27 protein-coding genes are annotated in these 25,733 nt (G+C 60.6%); 14 read left to right on the top strand and 13 right to left on the bottom strand.

Features of this window, described 5'->3' with window-relative positions; genetic code table 11:
- Window positions 1–53 precede the first annotated feature (53 nt).
- The 6 genes from hemC (at window position 54) to LJE98_RS10250 (ending at window position 5,902) form a co-directional block, all read left to right on the top strand.
- Complete coding sequence (hemC, locus tag LJE98_RS10225; protein WP_229575116.1) at window positions 54–983, top strand: hydroxymethylbilane synthase; 930 nt, start codon at window positions 54–56, stop codon at window positions 981–983.
- 3 nt (window positions 984–986) lie between these two features.
- A complete protein-coding gene (locus tag LJE98_RS10230) occupies window positions 987–1,700 on the top strand; it encodes a uroporphyrinogen-III synthase (RefSeq protein ID WP_229575117.1) in 714 nt (237 codons plus the stop codon).
- Window positions 1,701–1,790: 90 nt separating this feature from the next.
- A complete protein-coding gene (locus LJE98_RS10235; RefSeq protein ID WP_229575118.1) occupies window positions 1,791–3,050 on the top strand; it encodes a mitofilin family membrane protein in 1,260 nt (419 codons plus the stop codon).
- 3 nt (window positions 3,051–3,053) lie between these two features.
- Window positions 3,054–4,688, top strand: a complete 1,635-nt coding sequence (locus LJE98_RS10240; protein ID WP_229575119.1) for a heme biosynthesis protein HemY — start codon at window positions 3,054–3,056, stop codon at window positions 4,686–4,688.
- Between the two features lie 10 nt (window positions 4,689–4,698).
- Entirely contained in the window at window positions 4,699–5,178 is a 480-nt protein-coding gene (locus tag LJE98_RS10245) for a TerB family tellurite resistance protein (protein WP_229575120.1), read from the top strand.
- Entirely contained in the window at window positions 5,168–5,902 is a 735-nt protein-coding gene (locus tag LJE98_RS10250) for a glutamine amidotransferase (protein WP_229575121.1), read from the top strand. The genes LJE98_RS10245 and LJE98_RS10250 overlap by 11 nt, the downstream gene beginning before the upstream one ends.
- On the opposite strand, the gene LJE98_RS10255 is transcribed toward LJE98_RS10250, so the two are convergent.
- Window positions 5,887–7,134 (bottom strand): MFS transporter, encoded by a 1,248-nt coding sequence (locus LJE98_RS10255; protein WP_229575122.1) that lies wholly within the window; start codon window positions 7,132–7,134, stop codon window positions 5,887–5,889. The two genes, LJE98_RS10250 and LJE98_RS10255, sit on opposite strands and share 16 nt — an antisense overlap.
- Window positions 7,135–7,267: 133 nt before the next feature.
- Between LJE98_RS10255 and LJE98_RS10260 the strand changes: the two genes are divergently transcribed.
- Window positions 7,268–7,540, top strand: coding sequence for a YggT family protein (locus LJE98_RS10260; RefSeq protein WP_229575374.1), 273 nt, complete (start codon window positions 7,268–7,270; stop codon window positions 7,538–7,540).
- 35 nt (window positions 7,541–7,575) lie between these two features.
- On the top strand, window positions 7,576–7,890 hold the full coding sequence (locus LJE98_RS10265; protein WP_229575123.1) for a DUF167 domain-containing protein: 315 nt from the start codon (window positions 7,576–7,578) through the stop codon (window positions 7,888–7,890).
- 2 nt (window positions 7,891–7,892) lie between these two features.
- Here LJE98_RS10265 and ppa read toward each other — a convergent pair whose 3' ends face one another.
- The 4 genes from ppa to LJE98_RS10285 form a co-directional block, all read right to left on the bottom strand.
- Window positions 7,893–8,429, bottom strand: coding sequence for an inorganic diphosphatase (gene ppa, locus LJE98_RS10270; RefSeq protein ID WP_229575124.1), 537 nt, complete (start codon window positions 8,427–8,429; stop codon window positions 7,893–7,895).
- Window positions 8,430–8,635: 206 nt separating this feature from the next.
- Window positions 8,636–9,142 (bottom strand): GNAT family N-acetyltransferase, encoded by a 507-nt coding sequence (locus LJE98_RS10275; RefSeq protein ID WP_229575125.1) that lies wholly within the window; start codon window positions 9,140–9,142, stop codon window positions 8,636–8,638.
- A 186-nt stretch (window positions 9,143–9,328) separates the two neighbouring features.
- A complete protein-coding gene (gene typA, locus LJE98_RS10280) occupies window positions 9,329–11,149 on the bottom strand; it encodes a translational GTPase TypA (protein ID WP_229575126.1) in 1,821 nt (606 codons plus the stop codon).
- 157 nt (window positions 11,150–11,306) lie between these two features.
- Window positions 11,307–13,370, bottom strand: coding sequence for a M3 family metallopeptidase (locus LJE98_RS10285; protein WP_229575127.1), 2,064 nt, complete (start codon window positions 13,368–13,370; stop codon window positions 11,307–11,309).
- Window positions 13,371–13,558: 188 nt separating this feature from the next.
- Here LJE98_RS10285 and LJE98_RS10290 point away from each other — a divergent pair, with 188 nt between their 5' ends.
- Both LJE98_RS10290 and LJE98_RS10295 read left to right on the top strand, forming a co-directional pair.
- Window positions 13,559–13,993 carry a hypothetical protein gene (locus tag LJE98_RS10290; protein ID WP_229575128.1) on the top strand — a complete coding sequence of 145 codons (435 nt, stop codon included), beginning with the start codon at window positions 13,559–13,561 and terminating at the stop codon, window positions 13,991–13,993.
- 117 nt (window positions 13,994–14,110) lie between these two features.
- Window positions 14,111–15,301, top strand: coding sequence for a multidrug effflux MFS transporter (locus LJE98_RS10295; RefSeq protein ID WP_229575129.1), 1,191 nt, complete (start codon window positions 14,111–14,113; stop codon window positions 15,299–15,301).
- Between the two features lie 52 nt (window positions 15,302–15,353).
- On the opposite strand, the gene LJE98_RS10300 is transcribed toward LJE98_RS10295, so the two are convergent.
- Window positions 15,354–16,577: an argininosuccinate synthase gene (locus LJE98_RS10300; RefSeq protein ID WP_229575130.1), complete on the bottom strand. Its 1,224-nt coding sequence runs from the start codon at window positions 16,575–16,577 to the stop codon at window positions 15,354–15,356.
- Window positions 16,578–16,817: 240 nt separating this feature from the next.
- Between LJE98_RS10300 and LJE98_RS10305 the strand changes: the two genes are divergently transcribed.
- Both LJE98_RS10305 and LJE98_RS10310 read left to right on the top strand, forming a co-directional pair.
- Window positions 16,818–17,681: an SDR family NAD(P)-dependent oxidoreductase gene (locus LJE98_RS10305; RefSeq protein ID WP_229575131.1), complete on the top strand. Its 864-nt coding sequence runs from the start codon at window positions 16,818–16,820 to the stop codon at window positions 17,679–17,681.
- A gap of 74 nt (window positions 17,682–17,755) precedes the next feature.
- On the top strand, window positions 17,756–18,397 hold the full coding sequence (locus LJE98_RS10310; RefSeq protein WP_229575132.1) for a LysE family translocator: 642 nt from the start codon (window positions 17,756–17,758) through the stop codon (window positions 18,395–18,397).
- 36 nt (window positions 18,398–18,433) lie between these two features.
- On the opposite strand, the gene rlmN is transcribed toward LJE98_RS10310, so the two are convergent.
- The 4 genes from rlmN to LJE98_RS10330 all read right to left on the bottom strand — a co-directional run bounded on the left by rlmN (window position 18,434) and on the right by LJE98_RS10330 (window position 21,437).
- Window positions 18,434–19,672 carry a 23S rRNA (adenine(2503)-C(2))-methyltransferase RlmN gene (gene rlmN / locus LJE98_RS10315; protein WP_229575133.1) on the bottom strand — a complete coding sequence of 413 codons (1,239 nt, stop codon included), beginning with the start codon at window positions 19,670–19,672 and terminating at the stop codon, window positions 18,434–18,436.
- Between the two features lie 238 nt (window positions 19,673–19,910).
- The gene (locus LJE98_RS10320; protein ID WP_229575375.1) at window positions 19,911–20,414 is read right to left on the bottom strand and encodes an invasion associated locus B family protein; all 504 of its coding nucleotides are present in this window, start codon (window positions 20,412–20,414) and stop codon (window positions 19,911–19,913) included.
- Between the two features lie 263 nt (window positions 20,415–20,677).
- A complete protein-coding gene (locus tag LJE98_RS10325) occupies window positions 20,678–21,058 on the bottom strand; it encodes a YkvA family protein (protein ID WP_229575134.1) in 381 nt (126 codons plus the stop codon).
- A gap of 76 nt (window positions 21,059–21,134) precedes the next feature.
- Entirely contained in the window at window positions 21,135–21,437 is a 303-nt protein-coding gene (locus LJE98_RS10330) for a 4a-hydroxytetrahydrobiopterin dehydratase (RefSeq protein ID WP_229575135.1), read from the bottom strand.
- Window positions 21,438–21,474: 37 nt separating this feature from the next.
- Here LJE98_RS10330 and LJE98_RS10335 point away from each other — a divergent pair, with 37 nt between their 5' ends.
- The gene (locus tag LJE98_RS10335) at window positions 21,475–21,933 is read left to right on the top strand and encodes a low molecular weight protein-tyrosine-phosphatase (protein ID WP_229575136.1); all 459 of its coding nucleotides are present in this window, start codon (window positions 21,475–21,477) and stop codon (window positions 21,931–21,933) included.
- Here LJE98_RS10335 and thpR read toward each other — a convergent pair.
- Window positions 21,882–22,475, bottom strand: coding sequence for an RNA 2',3'-cyclic phosphodiesterase (gene thpR, locus LJE98_RS10340; protein ID WP_229575137.1), 594 nt, complete (start codon window positions 22,473–22,475; stop codon window positions 21,882–21,884). The two genes, LJE98_RS10335 and thpR, sit on opposite strands and share 52 nt — an antisense overlap.
- Window positions 22,476–22,723: 248 nt before the next feature.
- The gene (locus LJE98_RS10345; RefSeq protein WP_229575138.1) at window positions 22,724–23,605 is read right to left on the bottom strand and encodes an AraC family transcriptional regulator; all 882 of its coding nucleotides are present in this window, start codon (window positions 23,603–23,605) and stop codon (window positions 22,724–22,726) included.
- Window positions 23,606–23,777: 172 nt separating this feature from the next.
- On the opposite strand from LJE98_RS10345, the gene LJE98_RS10350 reads away from it, so the two are divergent.
- Entirely contained in the window at window positions 23,778–24,731 is a 954-nt protein-coding gene (locus LJE98_RS10350) for an SDR family oxidoreductase (protein ID WP_229575139.1), read from the top strand.
- A gap of 327 nt (window positions 24,732–25,058) precedes the next feature.
- Here the strand turns inward: LJE98_RS10350 and LJE98_RS10355 are convergent, their stop codons facing one another.
- On the bottom strand, window positions 25,059–25,706 hold the full coding sequence (locus LJE98_RS10355; protein ID WP_229575140.1) for an arylesterase: 648 nt from the start codon (window positions 25,704–25,706) through the stop codon (window positions 25,059–25,061).
- Window positions 25,707–25,733 lie beyond the last annotated feature (27 nt).

A 25,733-nucleotide genomic window follows, 5' to 3' on the forward strand; every position in this document is an offset into this window, starting at 1 on the left:
GGTCGCCGATAAACCGGTCTACGAAATCTGTCGGTAACAACGGACAAGTTCGGATGCAAACAAAACCTTTCCGCATCGGCACGCGGGGTAGCCCGCTCGCCCTCGCCCAGGCTTCTGAGACACGCGCCCGCCTCATGGTGGCGCACGACCTGCCGGAAGACATGTTCGAGATTGTGGTGCTGTCAACCAAGGGCGACCGGATCACCGACCGAGCCTTGTCTGAGATCGGCGGCAAGGGACTGTTCACCGAGGAACTCGAAGAGCAACTGCTCGCAGGTGACCTCGATTTCGCGGTGCACTCCTCCAAGGATATGCCGACCAGGCTGCCGGAGGGGCTCTTCCTCTCCGCCTTTCTGCCGCGCGAGGATGTTCGCGACGCGGTCGTCGGACGCACCGCGCCAACGCTGAAGGAGCTTCCGCAAGGCGCGACCGTCGGTTCTTCTTCGCTGCGTCGACAGGCCCTCATCCGTCGCATCCGCCCTGACATCAACGTCATCACGTTCCGGGGCCTCGTCGACACCCGCCTGCGCAAGCTCGCCGACGGCGAAGTGGATGCGACCCTGCTCGCCTTCGCCGGCCTGAAGCGGTTGGGCAAGCCCGAGATTCCGACTGAATTGCTCGATCCCAGCGATTTCCCGCCGGCACCAGCCCAGGGTGCGATCTGCATCGAGAGCCGCATCGGTGATGCCAGGGTGAATGACCTGCTTGAGGCGATCAATCACCGGGACACCTTCGATGCGGTCAGCTGCGAACGCGCCTTCCTGGGCGCCCTCGACGGCTCCTGCCGGACTCCGATTGCAGGCCATGCGACGGTGCATGGTGACGCAATCCGTTTTGCCGGCATGATCCTCACGCCCGACGGCAGCTGCTGGCACGATGTGGAGATCGAGGGAAGCCGGGCGGACGCCGCAATGCTCGGCGCCAAGGCCGGCGCCACGGTCCGCAACAAGGCCGGCAGCGACTTCTTCGACAGCTGGAACTGACGCATGCGCGTTCTGGTGACGCGCCCGGAGCCGGCAGCGGCCAAAACCGCCGCTGCGCTCGAATGCCTAGGTCACGTACCTGTCTTTTTGCCCTTGATGCAGGCCACCCACCAGCTTGAAGCCTTCGCGAGCGCCCCCCTGCCCGGAACAACCGTATTGGCCGTGACCAGCGCTGAGGCGATGCGCGCGCTGGTAGCTTGCTCGAAAGAAGCCAGCCGGCATTTTCTCTCCCTCCCGGTTTTCGCTGTCGGCCACGCCACCGCGCGGGCCGCGCACGAAGCAGGTTTCGAGACTGTCTCCGTCGCCGATGGCGATGGCCTGTCCCTGGCGAAACGACTGATCGCGACACGCGATCCGAAAGCGAAGATCCTTTACCTGACCGGCACGCCACGGTCTTCAGACTTCGAAGCGGCTCTGGCGGACGCGGGGTGCACGGTCGAAATACGGGAATGCTACCGCATGTCTCCAGTCGCCTACCAGGAGAGCGAGATCGCGCAGAGGCTCACACCCATGCCGGAAGCGATCCTCGTTTATTCATCGGAAACGGCGCGGCGCCTGGGCGAACTCCATGACAGGATGCGGTCGTCGCTGGAATGGCCGCGAACACGTTTTCTCTGCCTCAGCGAGAAGATTGCCAATGCTCTTCCCGAAGAATTTCGGCGCACGAGCCAATGGCCGATGCAACCTCGCGAGGACCTGCTCATTCTTCTGCTCTGATGCAGTGCCGCGTGAAATGAGACCTCAGGCCTTTCCTTCGCCACCAGGACTGACTAGGTTTAACCGTACGCGCGAAATGAAGAGGTTGCCATGGTTTCCGGAAAAACACCCCGTCGATCGAAAGCCCCCGATGAATCGGTGACGATCGACTTGACCGCCAAGGAAACCGCAAAGCCGGAGGACGTCGGGGCAACAGAAACGCCGCTGCCGGAAACCTCGGCGACAGACGGATCGGTGGCAAGCGCCAACGTGGCCAACGAACCTCCAGTCGACACCCCCGCGGAACCGTCGGCGCCGCCGGAAGATGCGCCGGACGCGTCGGCGCCTGCCGATGAGCCGCCACCGATTCTCGAAAATGCAATGGAGACGGAAACGACCGCTGGCCACGGTCCCGTGCGTCAGTCCCCGGCCACCTCGACCCTGGTTGCATCCGGAATTTTCGGCGGCCTTGTCGCCCTCGCGCTGGCCGGCAGCATGCAGTATGCCGGCATCTTGCCGGGTGTAGGACCGGACCAGAACATCCAGACAGCCACCGTCGAACCGGCAGAAATCGAGGCTTTGAAGGCTGAGGTCGCCCGCCTTGCGGCACAGCCGGCCACACCGGCAGCGGATCCTGCTCTGGCAGAACGCCTCTCCGAACTGGAAGCAAGCATTGCGGATGCCAGTACGGCGCCTGCAGCCGATCCGGGCGCTGTCGAAGCCCTGAAGACGCAACTCGTGGCCGCCGAGCAGGCGATCGAATCCCTGCGAAGCGAAATCGCCAGCAACAAGCAGGCAATGGACGAGAGCGCCACCCGCCTCTCCGAGGCTGAACGCAAGCTGGAAGAACCACGCAGCGATATCGAAATGGCGCGCGCCATCGCGCTGGCCGGCCTGAAGACGGCCATTGATCGCGGCGGTCCTTTCCTGTCGGAGCTGGATGCCCTGAAGAGTGTTTCGCCTGAGGACCCCTCCGTTGCCTCGCTGACGCCACTGGCCAGCACCGGGGTTCCTTCACGCTCTGATCTCACCCGGGAGTTCGGCCAGGTCGCAGAGGACATCCTCGCTGCCATCAACCAGCCGGCTGCGGGCGAAGGGTGGACGGACCGACTGATGGCCAGTGCCCGCTCTCTGGTCAAGGTGCGCCCTGTCGGCAATGTCGAGGGTGACTCGCCTGAAGCAATCGTCGCGCGCGTCGAGAACAAGCTTCAAAACGGCGACCTCAAGGGCGCAGCACTCGAATGGGAACTGCTGCCCGGCGCCGGCAAGCAGGCCTCCTCCGATTTCGCGACGAAACTGAAGAACAGGATCGAGGCCGAAGAGCGCGTTTCGGCTGCCCTTTCCCAGACAGTGGCCGGAAATGGGGGCTGACGCATGACGACCATCTTCAAAATTCTCTTCTTTTTTGCTTTCATACTCGCACTCGGTTTTGGCTTCTCCTGGATCGCCGATCGTCCGGGTGACATCTGGCTCGAATGGGAAGGTCAGCGGTATCAGACGGACCTGATCGTCGCCGTTACCGCTCTGGTGGCGATTGTCGCCGCCGTCATGCTGTCGTGGTGGCTGCTTCGGACGCTCTGGACCTCACCGCATTCGGTGCGCCGCTTCTTCCGCTCGCGCAAGCGAGACCGCGGCTATCAGGCGCTTTCGACGGGACTCATCGCAGCTGGTGCCGGCAATGCCCTCCTTGCGCGCCGAATGAGCGCCCGTGCGCGTGGCCTGATCCGCGCGGACCAGGAACCGTTGATCCGTGTCCTGGACGCCCAGGCAGCCCTGATCGAAGGTCGCTACGACGAGGCCCGCCGCCTCTTCCAGGAAATGTCCGAGGATCCTGAAACCCGCGAACTCGGCCTGCGCGGCCTCTATGTGGAGGCAAATCGTCTCGGCGCCCACGAAGCCGCGCGTCAATATGCGGAGACCGCCGCAGAAGCTGCGCCCTATCTTCCCTGGGCCGCCAAGGCAACGCTGGAATATCGCTGCCGCGCCGGGCACTGGGACGATGCGGTTCGCCTGCTCGACCAGCAGAAGATTGCCCATATCCTGGAGCGTCACGAGGCAGAACGCCTGAAGGCCGTACTTCTGACCGCCAAGGCCGAGGACCAGCTCGAGGCTGAACCGACCGCCGCCCGCGATAGCGCCTTGAAGGCATTGAAGCTTGCCAAGGATCTGGTGCCGGCAGCGATCGTCGCCGCCAAGGCCTATGTTCGCGAGGACAATGTGCGCAAGGCATCCAGCACACTCGAACAGGTCTGGAAGATCGAGCCACATCCGGAAATCGCCCGCGCCTATGTCCGGGCGCGCATGGGCGACAGCGCAGTCGACCGCCTGAAAAAGGCTGAAAAACTGGAGGCGCTGAAGCCCAATAATTACGAATCCCTGCTTGCCGTGGCAGAAGCGGCGCTCGACGCACAGGAGTTCGAGAAGGCTCGCCTCAAGGCCGAGGCCGCAGCCCGCATCGATTCGCGCGAACGCGTCTATCTGCTGCTTGCAGACATAGAAGAGGCAGAGACAGGTGATCAGGGCCGGATCCGCCACTGGATGGGTCAGGCGCTAAAGGCACCGCGCGATCCCGCCTGGGTGGCCGATGGCCATGTCTCGGAGCGCTGGATGCCGATATCCCCGGTCACGGGGCGTCTCGATGCCTTCGAATGGAAGACACCGTTCGACCAACTGGCCGGGCCGATCGAGGAGGGCAGCGTTTCCGAAGCGGAAAAAGCGCTGACTTCACTGCCCCCGGTAACCAGGACCGAAACGCCACCGCAGCCGGAACCGGTAGTCGAGACCGCAGAGCCCAAGGTCGTCGAAACCGAAGGCCTCGTCATCGAGGCCGATGCTCCGGCGAAGGCGGCCAAATCGGAAGCAGCTAAGCCCGTATCAGCAAAGGACGGCGGGCCGGTCACGGAGGCCGTCGTTGTCGAGCCCTTCTTCGGCCGTCCGCCCGACGATCCCGGCGTCAAGGACCCGGCACTCACATCGTCGGAACCCAAGACGCGCCTGAAACTCTTCTGACAGGACCCGCATGCTCGACCGCTTGCAAGCCTTTTTCCAATCCGTAATGCAAGACCGCCCCAAGGCGATCTTCGCGCCTGACGACCCCCGCATCGCCGTTGCAGCCTTGTGCCTCCAGGTCATGGAGGCCGATGGCATCGTGCGCGATTCGGAACGGGCGAAACTCCGCGAAATCCTCAAGGACCAGTACGAACTGGACGGTGAAGCGCTCGACGCATTGATCGCTGCAGGCCAGGACGCAGAGAACCAGGCTGTCGACTACTACCGTTTCACCACGGAATTGAAGCGGCAGCTGGACGAGGAACAGCGCCATCAGCTTGTCGGGCTCCTCTGGGACATCGTCTATGCCGATGGCACCCGCAGCGAAATGGAAGACCATGCGATCTGGCGCGTTGCCGACCTGCTCGGCGTCTCGGGTCGCGAACGGATCGTTCAGCGGCAGGAGGCAGCTGATCGCGCAGGCATCGGAGCAATCGACGATGCCTCCTGACGAACGATCGCGAGCCCGCGATCGCAAGCAACCCGTGCTGATCGTCCTGCATCAGGAACGCTCCAGTCCTGGGCGCGTCGGACAAATGCTGGAAGAGAAGGGTTATCCGCTCGACATTCGACGACCGGTACTCGGCCAGCAATTGCCAAAGACACTGAAGGACCATGCCGGCGCTGTGGTCTTTGGCGGTCCGATGAGCGCGAACGACCCGGAAGACTTTATTCGCACGGAGATCGACTGGCTCGAAGTGCCGCTGAAGGAAAACAAGCCGTTTCTCGGCATTTGCCTCGGGGCGCAAATGCTCGTCCGTCACTTGGGCGGCAAGGTCGAAGCCGACCGGCAAGAGCGCACCGAGATCGGCTGGTATCCACTCAAGCCGACCGAACACGGCCGATTGCTGATGCACTGGCCAAAAATGGTCTATCACTTCCACCGCGAAGGCTTCAGCCTGCCGCATGGCGCCAAGCTTCTGGCGACCAGCGACATCTATCCCAACCAGGCGTTCCGATATGGCGAGAATGCATGGGCCGTGCAGTTCCACGCCGAACTCACCCGCGCCATGATGCACAGATGGATCGTGCATGGCGCCCATCGCTTCGTGCTGCCGAATGCACAGCAGGGGCGCGAGCATCTCGAGGGGCGCATGATTTTCGACGCGCCGCTGCGGGCCTGGCTTTCGGACTTTCTCGACCTGACCTTCAATCCCGGTCAGCGCGCATCCTGACGTTCCGGCGCCTCGAGATTGTCGATCTTGCGCAATTGCGGGAAGCCGAGCGCCCAGATGACAGCAACGGCCAGCGTGCCGAAGCCACCCAGGACGACCGCCGGGACCGGCCCAATGAAATGCGCCATGGTGCCGGCGCGGAACTCGCCGAGTTCGTTGGAAGCGCCGACAAAGACCATGTTGACGGCGTTGACCCGGCCACGCACCTCATCCGGCGTCCACAGCGCGATCAGTGTCTCGCGCACATAGACGGACGCCATGTCGGCCGCCCCCATCAACATCAACGCGATGATGGAGAGCCAAGCGGTTTGCGAAAATCCGAAAAGAATGGTCCCGACGCCGAAGAGAGCGACGCCGATGAACATGAACATCCCGGCATTGTGGCGGATCGGGAAGCTTGCCAGAGCAATCGCGACAATGATTGCGCCGAATCCGGGAGCAGCCCGCAACAGGCCGAGGCCCCAGGGGCCAAGATCGAGAATGTCACGCGCAAAGACCGGCATCAGCGCCACGGCACCACCGAGAAGTACGGCAAAGAGATCGAGCGAGATTGCTCCCAGCACCACCTTCTCGCCGAAGATAAACCGGAAGCCGGCAAACAGAGTGTCGAGACTGACCGCCTTTTCGGACTTGCGCTGCGGGGGACGCTTGACCAGGAAGACGAGCACGGCGGACGCCGCGAAGAAGGCAAAAGAGATGGAATAGGCGAGCACGGGGCTGACGCCATATAGCAGACCGCCGGCCACCGGTCCGACGATCGAGGCGGTCTGCCAGGATGACGAATTCCAGGCGACGGCGTTCGACAGATCCTTCTGTGGCACCAGATTGGGCGCGAGGGACTGGACCGCAGGCGCGGCAAAGGCGCGTTCTATCCCGAAGATCACGAGAATGGCAAAGACGATCGTCGGCTCGAAGGCATCGGCAACTGTCAGCCCCAGGAGCGCCCCTGCACAGAGGGAACTGACGATCATGCAGATCGAGACAATGGCACGACGATTGTAGCGGTCTGCAACCGAGCCGGTCACCAGGATCAGCAAGAGCGAGGGCAGAAATTGCACGAGGCCGATCAGCCCGAGATAAAAGACATTGCCCGTATCGTCATACATCTGCCAGCCGACCGAGACACTCAGGATCTGGGTCGCGAAGGCGCCGAGGAAGCGGGCGAAGAAGAAACGTGTGTAGGAGGAATGCCGGAACGCCGCAAAACGATCGTCGGCCGAGGACGGGTGCATCGAAAAGACCTTAAGCTGCGGGCAGGCCCGCCGTTAAACATGATTCGGATTGCGTGGGCCCCATCCACTTGTCCGTTAAGTCGCCAATGTCTACATCTCTGTCAACTAAGAAATGGAGATCTGAATGCCCGTCATCGAAGCTCTGCTTGTCACAATTTTTTACGCGCTCGAGATCTTCAAATGGATTCTCATCGCAAGTGCCATTTTCTCCTGGCTGTTTGCATTCAATGTCATCAACTCGAGCAACAGGTTTGTCGCGAGCATTGGCGAGTTCCTGTATCAGGTCACCGAGCCGGTGCTGAGGCCAATTCGCCGCTTCATTCCCAATCTTGGCGGGATCGATATTTCTCCGATCATCGCACTCGTGGTCATCTTCTTCCTGCAGAATTTGCTGATGCGCCTCTGATATCGCTTTCCATTTAAGTAGGATGCTTCGCTGACTTGAGCGAATTTATCTGCCTCCACGAGAACCATATACTGCTCGCTGTTCGGCTGACACCGAATGGCGGGCGCAACGCGTTCGACGGAATGGATGTTTCGGCCGACGGTCTGGCACATCTGAAAGCACGTGTGTCCGCGGTGCCGGAAAAGGGCAAGGCCAACAAGGCACTGATTGCCCTGCTCTCGAAATCCTTGAAGATACCGAAGTCGTTGATTTCAGTCGTCTCCGGCGATACCGCCAGACAAAAAATCCTCCGGATCGATGGCGACCCGGAGGATTTGAAATCGAAGATAGACGCGCTCGCAGCGATCTGAGCTTACTTGTCTTCGTCCTTGGCACGCTGGATCGAGTCCAGAATGATCTGCTTGGCGAAATCGACATCCTGCCAGTCGCCGATCTTCACCCACTTGCCAGGCTCCAGATCCTTGTAGTGCTCGAAGAAGTGCTGGATCTGCTTGAGTGTGATTTCCGGCAGGTCCGTGTAGTTGGTGATCTTGTCGTAGCGACGCGTCAGCTTCGGGACCGGAACGGCGAGAATCTTCTCGTCCATGCCGCCATCATCTTCCATCATCATCACCCCGATCGGGCGTACATTGATGACGCAGCCCGGAACGAGCGGGCGGGTGTTGCAGATCAGAACATCGAGCGGATCGCCGTCCTTGCAAAGCGTATGCGGCACGAAGCCGTAATTTCCCGGATAGGTCATCGGGGTATAGAGGAAGCGATCGACGACGAGCGTGCCGGCGTCCTTGTCCATCTCATACTTGATCGGCTGGCCGCCGACGGGAACTTCGACGATGACGTTGATGTCTTCCGGCGGGTTCTTGCCGATGGCGATTGCATCAATACGCATATTTTTGGACCCCGTAGAGTGTTGAATTCCTGCGCTACCTAATGGGAAATATGGCGCAATGCAACACGGCTTTGGGAGAAGCCTCTCCGCCCTCGCAGCGATACAGGAGCAGCCGAGGTATCAGCCGCGTGCCAACCGGAAGGACCAATCGGCGCCGCGAGGAGCGACAACCGGCCGTCGAAACGCGTTCGACTATTCGATGGCAGTCAGTTCCAGATGAAGCCGAGCTTCTTCAGGTGTACGTCGTCGAAATCTTCGACACCTTCGACGGCATCGACGCCGCCGTTCGAGCGGAAGAAGTTCGCAGCGATCTCGCTGTCCTCGAGGCACCAGACCACCATGCCGTTGCAGCCGAGAGATTTCAGCATGCGCCGCGCCTCGTGGAACAATTGGTATCCTAGGCCGATGCCCTGATATTCCGGGCGCAGGTAGAGCTCGTAGATCTCGCCTTCATGCGGCAAGACGCGAGCCCTGTTGTATCCGAGAGAGGCGTAGCCGGCGACCATCCCGGCCACCTCGACCACGAGAATTGTGGCCGGGCCACGGGTCGCCTTGCGCCACCAGCTTTCGCCGCGTCGCTCGATCATCCGGGTCAGGGCGCGGTAGGGAATGATGCCGGAATAAGCGTGTGTCCAGGCACTGCGATGAGCATCCGCAACGGCTGCTGCATCCCCCGGACCTGCCAAACGCATGTCGATCGACAACGTCTTCATAACGTAACCCACCCCTGGCGCGCCTGACTGGCGAGGCGCGGAGCCTGGACCTGCATCGGTCCCACGGGGAAAATTTAACGCTTTTTTAACCTTCCTCGCAAGGCAGGAGGAGAGCGATGCACAAACAAAACCCCGGCCTTGCAGACCGGGGTTTCAAAACGCGACATATTTTCAAAGACTTCAGTCTCAGATGGCAGCCTTGGCCTTATCCATGCGCTTGCGGTCGTTCGCATCGAGGAACATCTTGCGCAGGCGGATCGACTTCGGCGTCACTTCCATCAGCTCGTCATCCTGGATCCAGGACAGGGCGCGGTCGAGCGTCATGCGGATCGGCGGAGTGAGCTTGACGGCTTCGTCCTTGCCGGCAGAGCGGATGTTGGTCAGCTGCTTGCCCTTGAGCACGTTGACCTCGAGGTCGTTGTCACGCGTGTGAATGCCGATGATCATGCCGGCATAGACCTTCTCGCCCGGCTCGATGATCATCGGGCCGCGGTCTTCCAGGTTGAACATCGCATAGGCAACGGCTTCCCCGGACTGGTTGGAGAGAAGCACGCCGTTCACGCGACCGGTGATCGCGCCCTTGTAAGGCTGGTAGTCGTGGAACAGGCGGTTCATGATCGCCGTACCGCGCGTATCGGTCAGCAGTTCCGACTGGTAGCCGATCAGGCCACGTGTCGGTGCGTAGAAGCGCAGACGAACGCGGCTGCCGCCGGACGGACGAAGCTCGACCATCTCGGCCTTGCGCTCGGACATCTTCTGCACAACGACGCCGGAATGCTCTTCGTCGACGTCGATCACGACTTCTTCGATCGGCTCCATGGTGGTGCCGTCCTCGTCCTTGTGCATCACGACGCGCGGACGCGAAACGGCAAGCTCGAAGCCTTCGCGACGCATGGTTTCGATCAGGACGGCGAGCTGCAATTCGCCACGACCGGAAACGAAGAAGGAGTCCTTGCCGTCAGATTCTTCGATCTTCAGCGCGACATTGCCTTCGGCTTCCTTGAACAGGCGGTCGCGGATAACGCGGCTCGTGACCTTGTCGCCTTCGGTACCGGCGAGCGGGCTGTCGTTGACGAGGAAGGACATGGTGACCGTTGGCGGGTCGATCGGCTGGGCAGTCATGGCTTCGGTGACCGAAGGATCGCAGAAAGTGTCGGCAACGGTACCCTTGGAGAGGCCGGCGATGGCGACGATATCACCTGCATGCGCTTCTTCGATCGGCTGACGCTCGATGCCGCGGAACGCGAGGATCTTCGAGATGCGGCCGGTTTCCACGGTCCTGCCGTCCTGGCCGAGAACCTTGACGGCCTGGTTCGGCTTGATCGAACCAGATGCGATGCGGCCAGTGATGATGCGGCCGAGGAAGGGGTTGGCTTCGAGAAGCGTCCCGATCATGCGGAACGGGCCTTCTTCGACGTTTGGCTCCGGAACGTGCTCGAGCACGAGATCGAGCAGCGGGGCGAGACCCTGATCCTTCGGACCTTCCGGGTTGACGTTCATCCAGCCGTCGCGGCCAGAGCCATAGAGGATCGGGAAGTCGAGCTGATCGTCGGTCGCGTCGAGATTGGCGAAGAGATCGAAGACTTCGTTGATGACTTCCTCGTGGCGACCATCCGGACGGTCGATCTTGTTGATCGCGACGATCGGGCGAAGACCGACCTTCAGCGCCTTGCCGACGACGAACTTGGTCTGCGGCATCGGACCTTCGGACGAGTCGACCAGAACGATCGCGCCATCCACCATCGACAGGATGCGCTCGACTTCACCACCGAAGTCGGCGTGGCCGGGCGTGTCGACGATGTTGATGCGGTGACCCTTCCACTCGATCGAAGTGGCCTTGGCCAGGATCGTGATGCCACGTTCCTTTTCGAGATCGTTGGAGTCCATCATGCGCTCAGCGGTGCGCTGGTTCTCACGGAAAGAGCCCGACTGCTTCAGAAGCTCGTCCACAAGGGTCGTTTTTCCATGGTCGACGTGCGCGATAATCGCGATGTTGCGCATTTTCATGTTTGTGATCTCTGATAGCTGGGGCGCAATACGGGAGAGAGGCGCCGATTTACTTTGGCGCGCTCATAGCTTGTTTTTTGCATTTGCGAAAGGGGGAAACGCCCGATCCGCCGGCGATGGTTACCGCCGACGTCGAATTTGGCCGGTCTTGGGAGGCTTAGGCCGCAAGCCCTTTCTTCTTCAGCATGGCTTCGGGGCTTGGCATCTTGCCGCGGAATGCCTTGTAGGCATCCTCCGGATCAACAGATCCACCGGACGCGTAGATATGCGTCTTGAGCTTGAGGGCCGTCTCCGCATCGAAGGGATTACCCGCTTCCTCGAAGGCGGCGAAGGCATCCGCGTCGAGCACCTCCGACCACATGTAGGAATAATAGCCGGCCGAGTAGCCGTCGCCGGAGAAGACATGCTGGAAATGGGGCGTTGCATGACGCATGACGATTGACGACGGTATGCCGATTGCCTCCAGCACCTCGGCCTGCACGGCCATCGGATCCTCGACGGCGCCCTGCGTGTGGAAGGCCATATCGACCAGGGCGGACGAGGTGAACTCGACCGTGTTGAATCCGGCATTGAAGGTTCGGGCTGCCAGCACCTTGTCGAGCAGGGCCTGCGGCATCGGCTCGCCGGTCTGGTAGTGGACCGCATAAGTCTTCAGGATTTCCGGCACTGTCAGCCAATGCTCGTAGAGCTGCGACGGCAGTTCGACGAAGTCGCGTGAGACGCCCGTGCCGGAAACGGAGGGATAGGTGACATTCGACAGCATGCCATGCGCCGCGTGGCCGAATTCGTGGAAGAGCGTCCGCGCGTCGTCGAGAGACAGAAGCGCCGGACGGCCAGGTTCGGGCTTCGCAAAATTGCAGACGTTATAGATGATCGGCAATTCGCCATGCCGGCCGTTTTTCAACGTCAGTCGATGCTGCGCCTGGAAGCTGCTCATCCAGGCACCGGATCGCTTGGATGCACGGGCGAAATAATCTCCGAGGAAGAGCGCGACGACTGTATCGTTCCGGTCCCGGATCTCGAAGACGCGCACATCCGGATGATAGCCGACGACATTTGCAAGGGGCACCGCGCGGATGCCAAAGATGCGGCCCGCGACATCGAAACAGGCCTCGATGATCTTCTCAAGCTGCAGATAGGGCTTCAGCTCAGCCTCCGAGAAGCTGAATTTCCGCGCCCGCAGCTTTTCGGCATAGTGACGCCAGTCCCAGGGCGCGACCGCGTGGTTCTTGCCTTCTTCGGCAATCAGCGCTGCAAGTTCGGCTTCCTCGGCGCGAGCCTGCGATACGGCCTTCTCCCAGACCTGCATCAGCAAGCCGTTTACGGCCTCAGGCGTTTTGGCCATGGTGTTGTCGAGCTTGTAGGAAGCGAAATCCTTGTACCCGAGCAGTTTTGCCTTTTCGGCCCTGAGCGCCAGCGTCTCCTTGACGATCGCCCGGTTGTCGGTTTCGCCACCGTTCATGCCGCGCGAGGTCCAGGCTTTGAACGCCGTCTCCCGCAAGTCGCGACGCTCAGAAAAGGTCAGGAACGGCTCGATGATCGAGCGAGAGAGTGTAACCACATGGCCGTGCGCGCCGCCATGTGCGGCTGCGGCCGAAGCCATGGCATCCCGCAGGAAGGCGGGGATGCCGGTGAGATCGTCTTCACCGGACAGCGGCAGGATCCAGGAGGATTCGTCGGCGAGCACGTTCTGGCCGAAACTGGCGCCAAGGCTCGCCAGGCGCTCGTTGATCGCGGCCAGACGCTCCTGCTCCGCCTTGGGCAACTTGGCGCCCGCCTTGACGAAACCCTTCCAGTGGCGCTCCAGAACCCGGCTCTCTTCGAGCGTGAGTTCGAGATCGGCGCAGCGGGTCCAGAGGTCATCAATCCGCGCGAAGAGCGCCGCATTCATCCCGATCTTTGAATAATGGCGCGACATCTTCGGCGCGATTTCGCGTTCCAGAGCCTGGATGCCCGGATTGGTGTGAGCACCGGCGCGGTTCCAGAACAGGGCTGACACGCGCGACAGCGCGTCACCCGCGAGTTCCAACGCCACGATGGTGTTCGTGAAAGTCGCAGGCTCCGGATTGCCGGCAATCGCATCGATCTCGGCGTCGTGTTCCTTCAAGGCCGCCTCGAAGGCCGGCGCATAATCGTCGTCACCGACCTGATCGAATTGCGGCAGGCCATGCGGGCCCTTCCAGTCGATGACAGCGGGATTGAATACGGACGACTCAGTCATTCACAAACCTCCTTCGGCGCCGCATGGGAGCGCGGCGCACTGATTTGCCGCATGCTATCCCGGCCGAATGAGGACGCGCACGCAAAAATCAGTGAAAAAGAACAGATTTTTCCGGCAGCGTATTCCTGCAACATTGACGTATATTCGAATAGGCCCGTAAATCGGTGGATCCTATGAAAGGACGGTCCATGGCCATGGAAATCTTTCCGATCCAGCCGGTCGGCGTCTCCTCGCTCCGCGTCAAAGAAAGCAACTCCCAGACCGACGTCCGCCTCTCCGACCTCGAGCCGAAGAGGGCCCTCAGCCGCGATACGGACATCTTCGAAGAGGCTCTGTCGGTCTTTGCCAGCATGACACCGCGGCGGATGCGTGAGATCGCAGGCGAGAGCTTCCAGCGCGACGAGATCGACGAAAACACCTATCGCGAACTGTCCACCGAGCTACCCTTGCAAATGGTCGACCGCAACGGAAACGTCACGGATCTTTCGACGCTTACCGACGACACGCAATTCGACTACGCCGAATACTACAGGACCCAGCAATCGCTCGCCGAAATGATCGGCGACATGGATGTGGCGGACTCCTATTCGAAGGTGCTGGACTTCTTTGCCCGCAACACCTGATGGTTATGGTCGCTACGTCTCGTAACACGGGACTCGATCCGAACACCTATTCGCTCTAAGTGCACAAGGGCGCTGGCCGATTTGGTGCGCCAGCCGCAATACATTGAGCGAGTTTTCATGACCCAAATGCGCATGAGCGAGCGCCGCACCGCATTTCTCGGCGCCTTCCTGACGACGCTCGGCCCCATTTCCATGGCGATCTACACGCCGGCAATGCCCGAGCTGGTTCGCGCCTTCGAGACCACGGACGCAGCGATCAAGCTCAGTCTCTCGATGTTCTTCGCAGGCTTTGCCCTTGCTCAGCTGGTCGCCGGGCCGCTTGCCGATGCGCTGGGACGCAAGAAGGCAACACTGATCTTTCTTGCGATCTATCTCGCCGGCTCCCTCCTTGCCTTTCTTGCACCGAGCGTCGAATTCATCCTCGCCGCCCGCCTCGTGCAGGGCATCGGCGCATCGGTCGGCGTTGTCGTCGGGCGTGCCATCGTTCGCGATCTCTATACGGGCGCCGATGCCGCACGCATCCTCAACACGATCGGCATCTTTCTCGCAGTCGGCCCGGCCATGGGGCCAACCCTCGGTGGCCTGACCCTTGCGGCCTTTGGCTGGAACGCCGTGTTCCTGCTGATGGTCGCCTTTGGCCTGATGGCCATGGCCTTCACGCTGTTTCTGCTCCGGGAAACGATTGTACCGGATCTGGGCCGCCTGCGACCCGGCCAGTTGTGGCGCAACTATATAGAAGTCGCCGGCAATGCCCGCTTCATTGCGGCGTCCCTCGTGCTCAGCGGCACCATCGGCGCCCTTTACGCCCAGTCGACCATGCTGCCCTTCGTGCTGATCGGCGAGGTCGGCCTGACACCCACACAGTTCGGCTTGGGCATGCTGATGCAGTCAGGCGCCTATTTGACGGGATCGCTCACACTGAAACTCGCCTCTCGCCGGATCACGGGGCTCACGGCGTCGAGGATCGGCATCGCACTCTGCGGCACCGGCGCCCTCGTCATGGCAGTGTCGGTCGCGCTCGTGCCGCCCTTCTTCCTCTCGATCATGGGGCCTGTGGCGATATGCACCTTCGGGCTCGCCTTCTTGAGCCCCCATGTCGTGACAATGAGCATGGCGCCGTTCCCTCACATTGCAGGATCGGCGTCTGCCCTGACGGGTTTCCTTCAGATGAGCGCGGGTTTTGCAGGCGGGGTCGCTGCAGCCGTGATCGGCAATCCACTCACTGCCTTCGGCATCATCATCCCCTTCATGGAACTGAGCGCGGTCGCAGGCTTCCTGTGGCTCCGACATCTTGAACGCCGGGCATGAAAAAGCCCGCCTTCCAGGAGGAAGGCGGGCAATCTTGAATGACGATGCGGACTTAATTGCCGAGATTGCGCTTGGCGAGCGTGCGCAGGCGCAGCGCGTTCAGCTTGATGAAACCGGCGGCATCCTTCTGGTCGTAGGCGCCCTGGTCGTCTTCGAAGGTGACGAGCTGGTCGGAATAGAGCGACTTCGAGGACTCGCGGCCGATCACCATGACATTGCCCTTGTAGAGCTTCAGCGTCACTTCGCCTTCGACATGCTCCTGGCTCTTGTCGATCAGGGCCTGCAGCATCTCGCGCTCGGGCGAGAACCAGAAGCCGTAATAGATCAGCTCGGCGTAGCGCGGCATGATCTCGTCCTTGAGATGGGCCGCACCGCGGTCGAGCGTGATCGACTCGATGGCACGGTGTGCCGAAAGCAGGATCGTACCGCCGGGGGTCTCATAGACGCCGCGCGACTTCATGCCGACGAAGCGGTTCTCGACGAGGTCGAGACGGCCAATGCCGTTGTCGCGTCCATAGGTGTTGAGTTCGGCGAGCAGCGTAGCCGGGCTCATGCGAACGCCATTGATCGAGACAGCATCGCCCTTTTCGAAGCCGACCTTGATGATGGTGGCCTTGTCCGGGGCAGCTTCCGGCGAGATCGTGCGCATATGCACGTATTCCGGGGCCTCGACGGAGGGATCTTCGAGAACCTTGCCCTCGGACGAGGAGTGCAGCAGGTTGGCATCGACCGAGAACGGGGCTTCGCCCTTCTTGTCCTTGGCGACGGGGATCTGGTTCTGCTCGGCAAAGGCCAGGAGATCGGTGCGGCTCTTGAAGGCCCAGTCGCGCCACGGGGCGATGATCTTGATATCGGGGTTCAGTGCATAGGCCGAGAGTTCGAAACGGACCTGGTCATTGCCCTTGCCGGTCGCGCCATGGGCGATGGCATCGGCACCGGTCTTCTTGGCAATGTCGATCAGATGCTTGGAAATGAGCGGGCGGGCAATCGAGGTGCCGAGCAGGTAGACACCTTCATAGACGGCATTGGCGCGGAACATCGGGAAGACGAAGTCGCGGACGAATTCTTCGCGCACGTCCTCGATGAAAATCTCCTTGATGCCCAGCATCTCGGCCTTCTTGCGCGCCGGCTCGAGCTCTTCGCCCTGGCCTAGGTCGGCGGTGAAGGTCACGACCTCAGCACCGAGTTCGGTCTGGAGCCATTTCAGGATGATGGAGGTGTCGAGACCGCCGGAATAGGCGAGGACGACTTTCTTCACGTCTTTGGGGAGTGCCATATCGATGCGTTCCGTCTGGAGGATGCGAGGCTCAAACCCCGCCTGGATCAAGAATGGCGGCACTTTTAGCGAGATTCCGCTGGTGTGCAAGGGCATCGACCGGCCGAGGTGGCGGTCAAGATCGGTTGGGTCCGATAGCGGCGCACGCCGGAAACCGATTTGCCGCCATGTTGACGAAGCCGGATCCGGGTACCATATCGCCCTCACTTCCAAAGCCATTGACCTAGAGAGAATTTGCCCATGACGATCCAGCATCCCGCTCTTGCAAAGGGCCATGTCGCCGTCATCACTGGCGCCGCCTCCGGCATCGGCCTTGCCGCGGCCAAAGCCTTCGCGGCCCTGGGTCTCTGCGTCGTCCTGGTCGACCTTGAGGGAGACCGGCTGGCCGCAGCCGCAGGCGAAGTCATGGCCATCGCCCCTGGCGGAGAGGCCGATGTCGTCGCGATCGGCGCGGACGTGTCGAAGCTGGGTGAACTCGAAGCGCTGGAGCGCGCCGTCATCCAGCGTTTCGGACGCGTCCATGTCCTGATGAACAATGCTGGCATTCAGCCGGGCAGCGCACTTTTCGGTCCCCAGGCAAACTGGGAGAATGTGCTCGGCGTCAACCTGATGGGCGTTGTCAACGGCACGCGCACCTTCGGTCCCGGCATGGTCGCGCACAAGGATGCGGCCTTGATCATCAACACAGGCTCGAAGCAAGGCATCACTACCCCGCCCGGTGATCCCGCCTACAATGTGTCCAAGGCTGGCGTGAAGGCTTTCACCGAGGCGCTGCAGCACGATTTGCGCAACACGGCGGAGTGCAATGTCACTGCCCACTTGCTCATCCCCGGCTTCGTCTTCACGTCTCTCACCGCCAACGGCAAGACGGAGAAGCCGGCCGGCGCGTGGACGCCGGGGGAAACGGTCGATTTCATGCTGGAAAGCCTGGTCAGGGGCGACTTCTACATCCTCTGCCCGGACAACGACGTGCCCCGCGCGCTCGACGAAAAGCGCATCGCCTGGGCCGCCGGCGACATCATCGAGAATCGTCCCCCGCTCTCGCGCTGGCATCCGGAATACGCCGACGCCTTCAAGACGTATCTATCGGTCCCAAAAGGCTGATTGGCAACGCCAGTGAAGGCCGCTAAGGATGAAGCACCCGCAAGTCGCGGGTGCCTTGTCATGCGGTGTTTTTCATGGATTTCGTCCCCAGCCTTCCAGTATTTCTTGCCTTCAGCCTGGCGCTTCTGCTGCTTGCCATCACCCCTGGGCCGGACATGACACTCTGGATCAGCCGCTCCCTGCGCGATGGCCGCGTCATCGGCCTGATGACGCTGGCGGGTACGAGTTTCGGAATTTCGATCCACACCATGCTGGTTGCCTTTGGCATTTCAGCGCTGATCGTTGCCTCCCCGACAGCTTTTCTGCTGCTGAAGACCGGCGGCGCCGCCTATCTCTTGTGGCTTGCTCTCCAGGCCATCAGACATGGATCGAATTTCGTCATCAAGGCGGATGGCGCTGCGGTCGTCTCGAAAAAGGGGGCCTTCCTGAACGGGCTCTGGGTCAATCTCCTGAACCCCAAGGTCATCATCTTCTTCATGACCTTCCTGCCGCAGTTCGTGACCGCGACCGATCCCAACGTCACCGGCAAGCTGATCTTCCTGGGCCTCTGGTCGATCATTTTGTCGCTGCCGATTGGCCTTGGCATCGTTTATGGGGCGGACTTCATGTCGACCTGGCTGCAGGCGAACCGCAGGGTCCTGCGCGGCATCGACTACACCTTTGCCGGCGTCTTTTCCGTTTTTGCGCTGAAGATTTTCATGACCCAGGCCAAGTGACGGCAGGGATAACCGGACGAAAGCGCCCGGTTGGTCCTATTCGTCGTCTTCGCCATGATTGGCGATCATCATCGCCTCGAACGCCAGACGCTCGGTCTTGCGCATGCGTTCCGATTCCGACTTGAGCTGGCCACAGGCGGCGAGGATGTCGCGGCCGCGCGGGGTGCGGATCGGCGAGGCATAACCGGCCTGATTGATGAAGTCGGCAAACTTCTCGATCTGCGCCCAGTCGGAACACTGATAATTGGTGCCCGGCCACGGGTTGAACGGAATAAGATTGATCTTCGCCGGCACGCCCTTCAGGAGCTGGATCAGACCCTTGGCGTCCTCAAGACTGTCATTGACGTCCTTCAGCATCACATATTCGAAGGTGATGCGACGTGCATTCGAGAGGCCCGGGTAATTGCGACAGGCCTCGATCAGTTCCTTCAGCGGATACTTCTTGTTGATCGGCACCAGCATATCGCGCAGCTCGTCGCGCACGGCATGCAGCGAGATTGCCAGCATCACGCCGATCTCCTCGCCGGTCCGGTAGATTTCCGGCACCACGCCCGACGTCGACAACGTGACGCGCCGCTTGGACAGTGACAGACCATCGCCGTCCGTCGCGATCAGCAGAGCCTTCTTCACTTCCTCGAAATTGTAGAGCGGCTCGCCCATGCCCATCATGACGACATTGGTGATCTTGCGATCGCTCGACGGCATCATGGTCCCGACAGGGATTTCCCGATCGGGGAAATCGCCGAGACGGTCGCGTGCGAGCAGGAGCTGGGCCAGAATTTCTTCGGCTGTCAGGTTGCGCACGAGCTTCTGTGTGCCGGTATGGCAGAAGGAGCAGGTGAGCGTGCAGCCGACCTGGCTCGAAATGCACAGCGTGCCGCGGCCTTCTTCGGGGATATAGACGCTTTCGACCTCGACCGGCCGGCCGGCCCCGCGCGGCGGGAAGCGCAGCAGCCACTTGCGGGTACCGTCATTGGAGACCTGCTCTTCGACGATCTCGGGACGGGCGATGGTGAAATGCGTCTTGAGCATTCCGCGCATGTCTTTGGAGACATTCACCATATGGTCGAAGTCGGAGACGCCCCGCACGTAGAGCCAGTTCCAGATCTGCGCCACGCGCATCTTGATCTGCTTCTCCGGCACGCCCTTGTCGCGCAGAGCCTCGCCCAGCTCCTCTCGGTCAAGGCCGATCAGGCTGGGTTTTTCCGCAAAAGCGCTGGAGCGAACCGGGGCCGTCGTCTGGCCACGCTCGGGAAGCGTCACTGTAGCAGTCATCGTCAGGACCTCTGGACCATAGGGAGAAGCAAGCTCGGATCGAGCGCGTCTCGGCTGGCAGGTATGAATTCATGGATCATGGCGGACAGGGTCGCTCGAACCCAATGCCCTATTTTTCAGCGGCAATAGCAGCTTTTTTGCTTTCCGTCACCCCGACTGCCTGCGATGCGGCTATGCGAAAATGAAAGGGGCCGGTAGATGCTACCGGCCCCTCACACAAAGATTTGCCGATCCGGACTTACTTGCAGTTCTGGATTTTCTGCAGGGCAGCCGAAATACCGGACAGCGAATAGGTGTAGCTCGTGGCGGTGCCACGTGCCGAAGTCGCCTTGACCGTCATCGACGAACCACCCTTCATGGCAGCGACGAGCGCAGGCTCTTCAGCTGCGTTCTCGACCCAGGCCGAGCTGTCCTTGACGAACAAGACGAAGCTCTTGCTGTCGATCGTCACATTGACCTTGGAGTCGCCCTTCATCGGGTAACCCATCATCGCCTGCGGTTCATACGAGATGTTCTGACCGGGACGCTGCGACACGACAAAGAAGATGTCGCCGTGATTGACGCTGGCCGGTTCCTTTGCGGTCGGAACTGACAGCACGTAGCAAACGGTGCCGCCATTCGACTTGTAGGAATAGGCGCCCCAGGCCTTGAACTGCTCGATCCGCGTGGGCGATTGCGCGTTGGCGAGCCCGCTGCTCGCCAGGAGGATTGCCAGTGCGGTTACGCTACTTCTTACGAACATGTCTTCCTGCCGGTTGTTTCCATCCATCACCCGGCCATCCGGCCGGGCGCTCATCGTCAAAACCTGTGTTCAGTTTGACTTAATTTACCTTACCAAACGATGAACGGTGCGCGCCTTGTTGTCATAATCGGCGTCAACATTCTGCCTGGCGCCCCGAAAGCCGCGAAAAACGCTTTCCGGGCATCGATCTCACGCATGATGTAGATGGAAAGAAAAAGGCAAGAATTGGGCTGCCCTGAACTCCGGGGCCGCCCCGAGACCATTCAGGTGGGAAGCGCGTCGTCAGCCAGCACCCTGTCGGCCTCGTCGTAGTGGCGATCCTTGATATGCCTGTTTATCAAGGCGATCGCCGTCGTCAGCACTGCAATATCATCAGTGAAACCGACAACCGCGAGAATATCCGGCACAACATCGATTGGCAGGACGAAATACCCCAGGGCCGCCAGCAGGATGCCCCTGACACGAAAAGGTGTTTCGCGGTCCGTTGCGCAATAATAGGCAGCAACCAGATCCCGAGAAAAAGGGATTTGCCGGGCGGCTTTCTTGAAGGTGGGCCAGAAACGGCTACGCACCTTCTCTTCCTGCCTTTCCTGCGTCTTCTCGTCGCCCGGAAGCAGGATCTCACCGATCTTCACATCATCCATAGCCCATCGATCCTTTCGTTCGGACCCGATCAATCATATGTGAAGCGAGCGAACCGAATTCAATCGCCGCACATCGTTATCCGTTTCGAGCCGCAGCCAGATCCATGAGAACGGCAAGCTTGAAATCCAGTTCCGTCACACCGCCGGCAGAATGGGTCGTCAGCATCACGTCGACCTTCTTGTAGACGTTGAACCATTCCGGATGATGGTCCAACTTCTCCGCTGCAAGCGCGCATTCGGTCATGAAGCCGAAGGCCTGGCGAAAATCGCGAAAGACATAGTGCTTTTCGATGGCAGCACCGTCTCTGCCCGCCGTCCAGCCGTGCATCTCTCCGAGACGAGCCGCAATGGACGTCGTATCCAGTTTTTCGTATTTCATCTGCCGTCACTCCTCGTTTGCCTTCCAGGATCAATCCATGCCGGCACCTTCAATTCTCTTCGTCTGCCTTGGCAATATCTGCCGCTCACCGCTGGCGGAAGGAATCTATCGTCACCTGACGGAGGCTGCCAGCGAAAAGCCTGTGATCGCCTCGGCCGGAATTGGTGGCTGGCATGTCGGCAACCCGCCCGATCGGCGATCGATCAAGGTGGCAGCCGCGAAAGGCATCGATATCGCGCACCAACGCGCACGGCAGGTCCGCCGCGACGATTTCGTCGATTTCGATCTGGTGGTTGCGATGGACAACAGCAATCTGGCGAGACTGGAGACCATGATGCCGGCCGAGGCAACGGCTCGCCTGCACCTTTTCGCCGATCTCGCATTCGGCACAAGGCAGGATGTGCCTGACCCCTATTACGGTGACCTGGAAGACTTTGAGGCCGTTTACAGCATGCTCTTTTCGGGCTGCAGCGCCGTCGTTGCGAAATTCGAATAGCCCATCGTCTCTCGGAGCGGGAAGACCTCTTCGGTCAGATAGGGGCCGCCGCCGACCGAATCCCGGGAAGAGAGCAGGACGAAGCGTCCGACCCGGAACGGGGCGGTCTGGAAATCCCCGCGGCCTCCAAGGTAATGCACGACGTCCTCCACCCGCGAAGCCTTGAGCCTGGCCAGTGTCACATGGGGCGTAAACTTGCGTGGGTCGGGAGCAAGGCCGATACGCTGGCAGATCCGTTCGATCTCGCCCTGAAGCGCGTAGAGTTCCGGCGCGCCTGAAACGCCTGCCCAGATCGAATGAGGCTTCTTCGAACCGAAGGAGCCGATGCCGTTCAGAGCCAGGGAAAATTCGGGGCGATCGATCCGGTCGAGCCTGTCGACGACCTCGTCCGCCGTCCTGCCATCCACGTCGCCGATGAAGCGCAATGTAATGTGGTAATTCTCCACATCGATCCAGCGCGCTCCGGGGAGGCCACCGCGAAGCAATGAGAGACTCATGGCGGCGTTGCGCGGAATTTCGAGGGCAGTGAACAATCTCGGCATGGAGCGCTCCCCGAATCTTTTGCAGGTGATGACAGCGAATCACGCAATGACATCAGGCGCAAGGGCATGGTAAAAATTATCGCCCATCGGTCAAAACGTGGGATCTGGCGGGCTGATGGCTTTGATCTCGACGACTTCGTGCGAAACAGCAGCAATGCCAAGGCAGCAGCGGTTGCTGCGCAAACGCTTGAAAGCGCAAGGCCGTTCCCCGCCAGGGACGCTCTGGTACCGGTGTCAAAGCGTCCGGTTTACAGCGCCTGCTGGGCCTCTCCCCATTGCCTTGGCGACTGGCCATACAGGCGCTTGAACTCCCGGCTGAATTGCGACGGGCTCACATATCCGACATCCATGGCCGCTTCGCTCACGGTCATGCCCCCCGCGATCTTCATCGCAGCATTGTTGAGGCGCATCGATTTTACGAATTGGATCGGCGCCATCGTCGTGACCTGCTTGAACTTGCGATGAAACACGGCCCGGCTCATGCCAGCGCGGCTTGCCATGTCATCGATCGAGATCGTTGCATCCAGATTTGACGACACGTGTGCGATGGAACGCGCGATGGCATTTCCGGTACCAAAGGCTTGCCTCGCAAAGAGGCCCGCATCGCCCTTGAGGATTGCATAATACACCTCCAGCAAGCGCGCCTTGCCAAGAACTGCAATATCCGTCCGACTTCCCACGAGTTGCAGCAAACGCAGCAGCGCATCGGCAAAGCCATCATCCCATCTGGCGAGCTTGATCCCTTGAGCGCGCAACGCTTCTTTGGTCATGGGCAGGACGCCGCTGGCATTCTCCATTTCCATCGCCAATCCGGTCATGATGGGCGGGTCCAGCGCGATCATGACGCCGTAGAGAGGCGCTTCAGGCGATGCTGCGGGTGTGCCGGCTTTGACGGGCATCGACATCGGGCAGCACAGATATTCGCTGTCGTCGTAGACATACCTTTGCCCGTCGAAAACGGCTTCCTTCGCCCCGCTGACGATGGCCACGGCGCAGGGGTCATAGACCACCGGAATGCACGGAATGGCTTCCGTGGCCCGAAACAGACGCACGCCGGGAATACCAGTCTCCGTCAGCCCGTCCCGGTCAGTTCGACTGATGATGAGGTTTTTGATCTGGGTCTTGCACATGGGAGCATGTCTAGCGACCAGAACCCGCTTGGCAACCACCTTGATACAATTAGGCAAGAAATCGCGATTCATTCGCCTGTTTCAAAGCACCCATGAGAGTTATCTGCAATCTCAAGACAGGACGAGACCCATAACTCGCGCGGCGTTGGCCGGCGACCAAAGGAGCAAGACAATGCCAGACACAACATTCGGACCCAAGGGCTGGACCCCGGACCGCATTGGCAGTCTCGACGGCAAGACCTACCTCATCACTGGGGCGAACGCGGGTGCTGGATTCCAGGCGGCCCGGATGCTTCTTAAGAAGAGCGCCAAAGTTGTGATGCTGAACCGCTCGACCGAAAAATCACAGGCTGCAGTCGCGGAACTGAAGAACGAGTTCGGCAGAGACGCCGATGTGAGCTTCGTCCGCATGGACCTCGCCTCGCTTGCCAGCGTGCGAGAAGCCGCAGCCAAAATTCTAAAGACCGTTCCCCGGATCGACGCGCTCATCTGCAACGCCGCCATCGCCCAGGTACCGAAGCGCAAGCTGACCGAGGATGGGTTCGAAAGCCAGCTCGGCACCAACCATTACGGCCACTTCCTGCTCAGCGGTCTGCTCTTCGAGCGGATCGAGGCGTCACACGGCAGGATCGTCGTCGTGGCCAGCCTTGGCTACAACTTGGGGCTCAAGACGATCAGATTTGACGACATGAACTGGACAGAAGGTTATGGCCCGAACACCGCCTACTCGCAAAGCAAGCTGGCTCAGATGATGTTTGCTTACGAATTGCAAGACAGGCTGCAGGTGGCAGGCAAAACCAACGTGAAGGTCTACGTCTGCCATCCCGGCTCTTCTGCAACATCGCTCATCACCACCAGCGGCAGCCGGACGATGCGGTTCATCTGGTGGCTCATGACCAAAACGCCGATGGTTCAGACCGCCGAGCAAGGATCCTATCCCGAGGTGATGTGTGCGACCGAAGAGGCTTTGACCGCGCAACGCGCTCTCTATGGTCCCACGGGCCGCATGGAAGCCATCGGCCCGGTCGGCAAGGGCACATTGAACCCCCACGCTCACGACAAGCCCGTGATGACGAAGCTGTGGGACGTGTCCGAAGATGCGACGGGCTTCACCTGGAAATTTTGAAGGAGAGATCTGCAACGCGTCTACCAGTGTTCCGCCAGCCAGGCGGACATTGGCGGGCAGCGCAGCTTCAGTCACCTCAAGGGCTTGAACCAGGCACCGTGGCGGCCAGAATTCCGCCACCCAGCCCGAGCACGTGCGTCGAACGGTGAAGCGTGATGTGGTCCCCGTGCTGCCGAAATTTCATTCCGCCAATGAGTTCGCAAGCGAAAAGCGGGCAGCAGCCATGTGGGCACGGCGCCAGATAGAATGCCTTTGCGTCGCATGAACCACTGCCTCACGCCGGATGTCGCGTCCATGGCGGTCAGTCAACGGCGCCGGCGCAAGCGTTTAATTCGACTGCCCCCTGATGCCCGCCACCCATGTTCCGGCGAGAGGCAACATGCGCTCTGCCATCAGCTTCAGCCCCTCGGTATTGGGATGCATGCCGTCGTCGAGCAAAAGGCTACGTTCGGTGATCACTCCGTCGAGCACGAAGGGATAAAGTGGCAGATCGTATCTTTCGGCGAGACGCGGATAGATCGCATTGAACGTCCGAGCGTAATCGTCACCCATGTTGGGCGGAGCCAGCATCCCGACGAAGAAGATCGGAATATTGCGTTCTTTCAATCGTATGATGATCTGTTCGAGGTTCTTTTCAGTTTGCTCCGGTGCAATCCCGCGCAGGGCGTCATTCGCTCCAAGCTCAAGAATCACGCCATCTGTCCCATCGGGAACCGACCAGTCGACACGGGACAGACCACCGGATGTCGTGTCGCCGGAGACGCCGGCATTGGTGATCACCACCTCATGCCCCTGGGCAACCAGCTGCCTTTGAAGCTGGGCTGGCAAGGCGTCCTCCTGAGGCAGCTGATAGCCTGCCATCAGGCTGTCGCCGAACCCGACGAGTTGCAGGGGCTCGGCCGCTGCAAACCTGGGACCGGCGAGCGCGGCGATCAGGATCACGGCGAAATGAAGGAGCGCTGCTTTAAATGTCATGGTGCCTTCCCTAGATTGGCAGTTGTT

This window comes from Rhizobium sp. 'Codium 1' (assembly GCF_020889605.1).
GTDB classification, from domain to species: Bacteria; Pseudomonadota; Alphaproteobacteria; order Rhizobiales; family Rhizobiaceae; genus Allorhizobium; species Allorhizobium algae.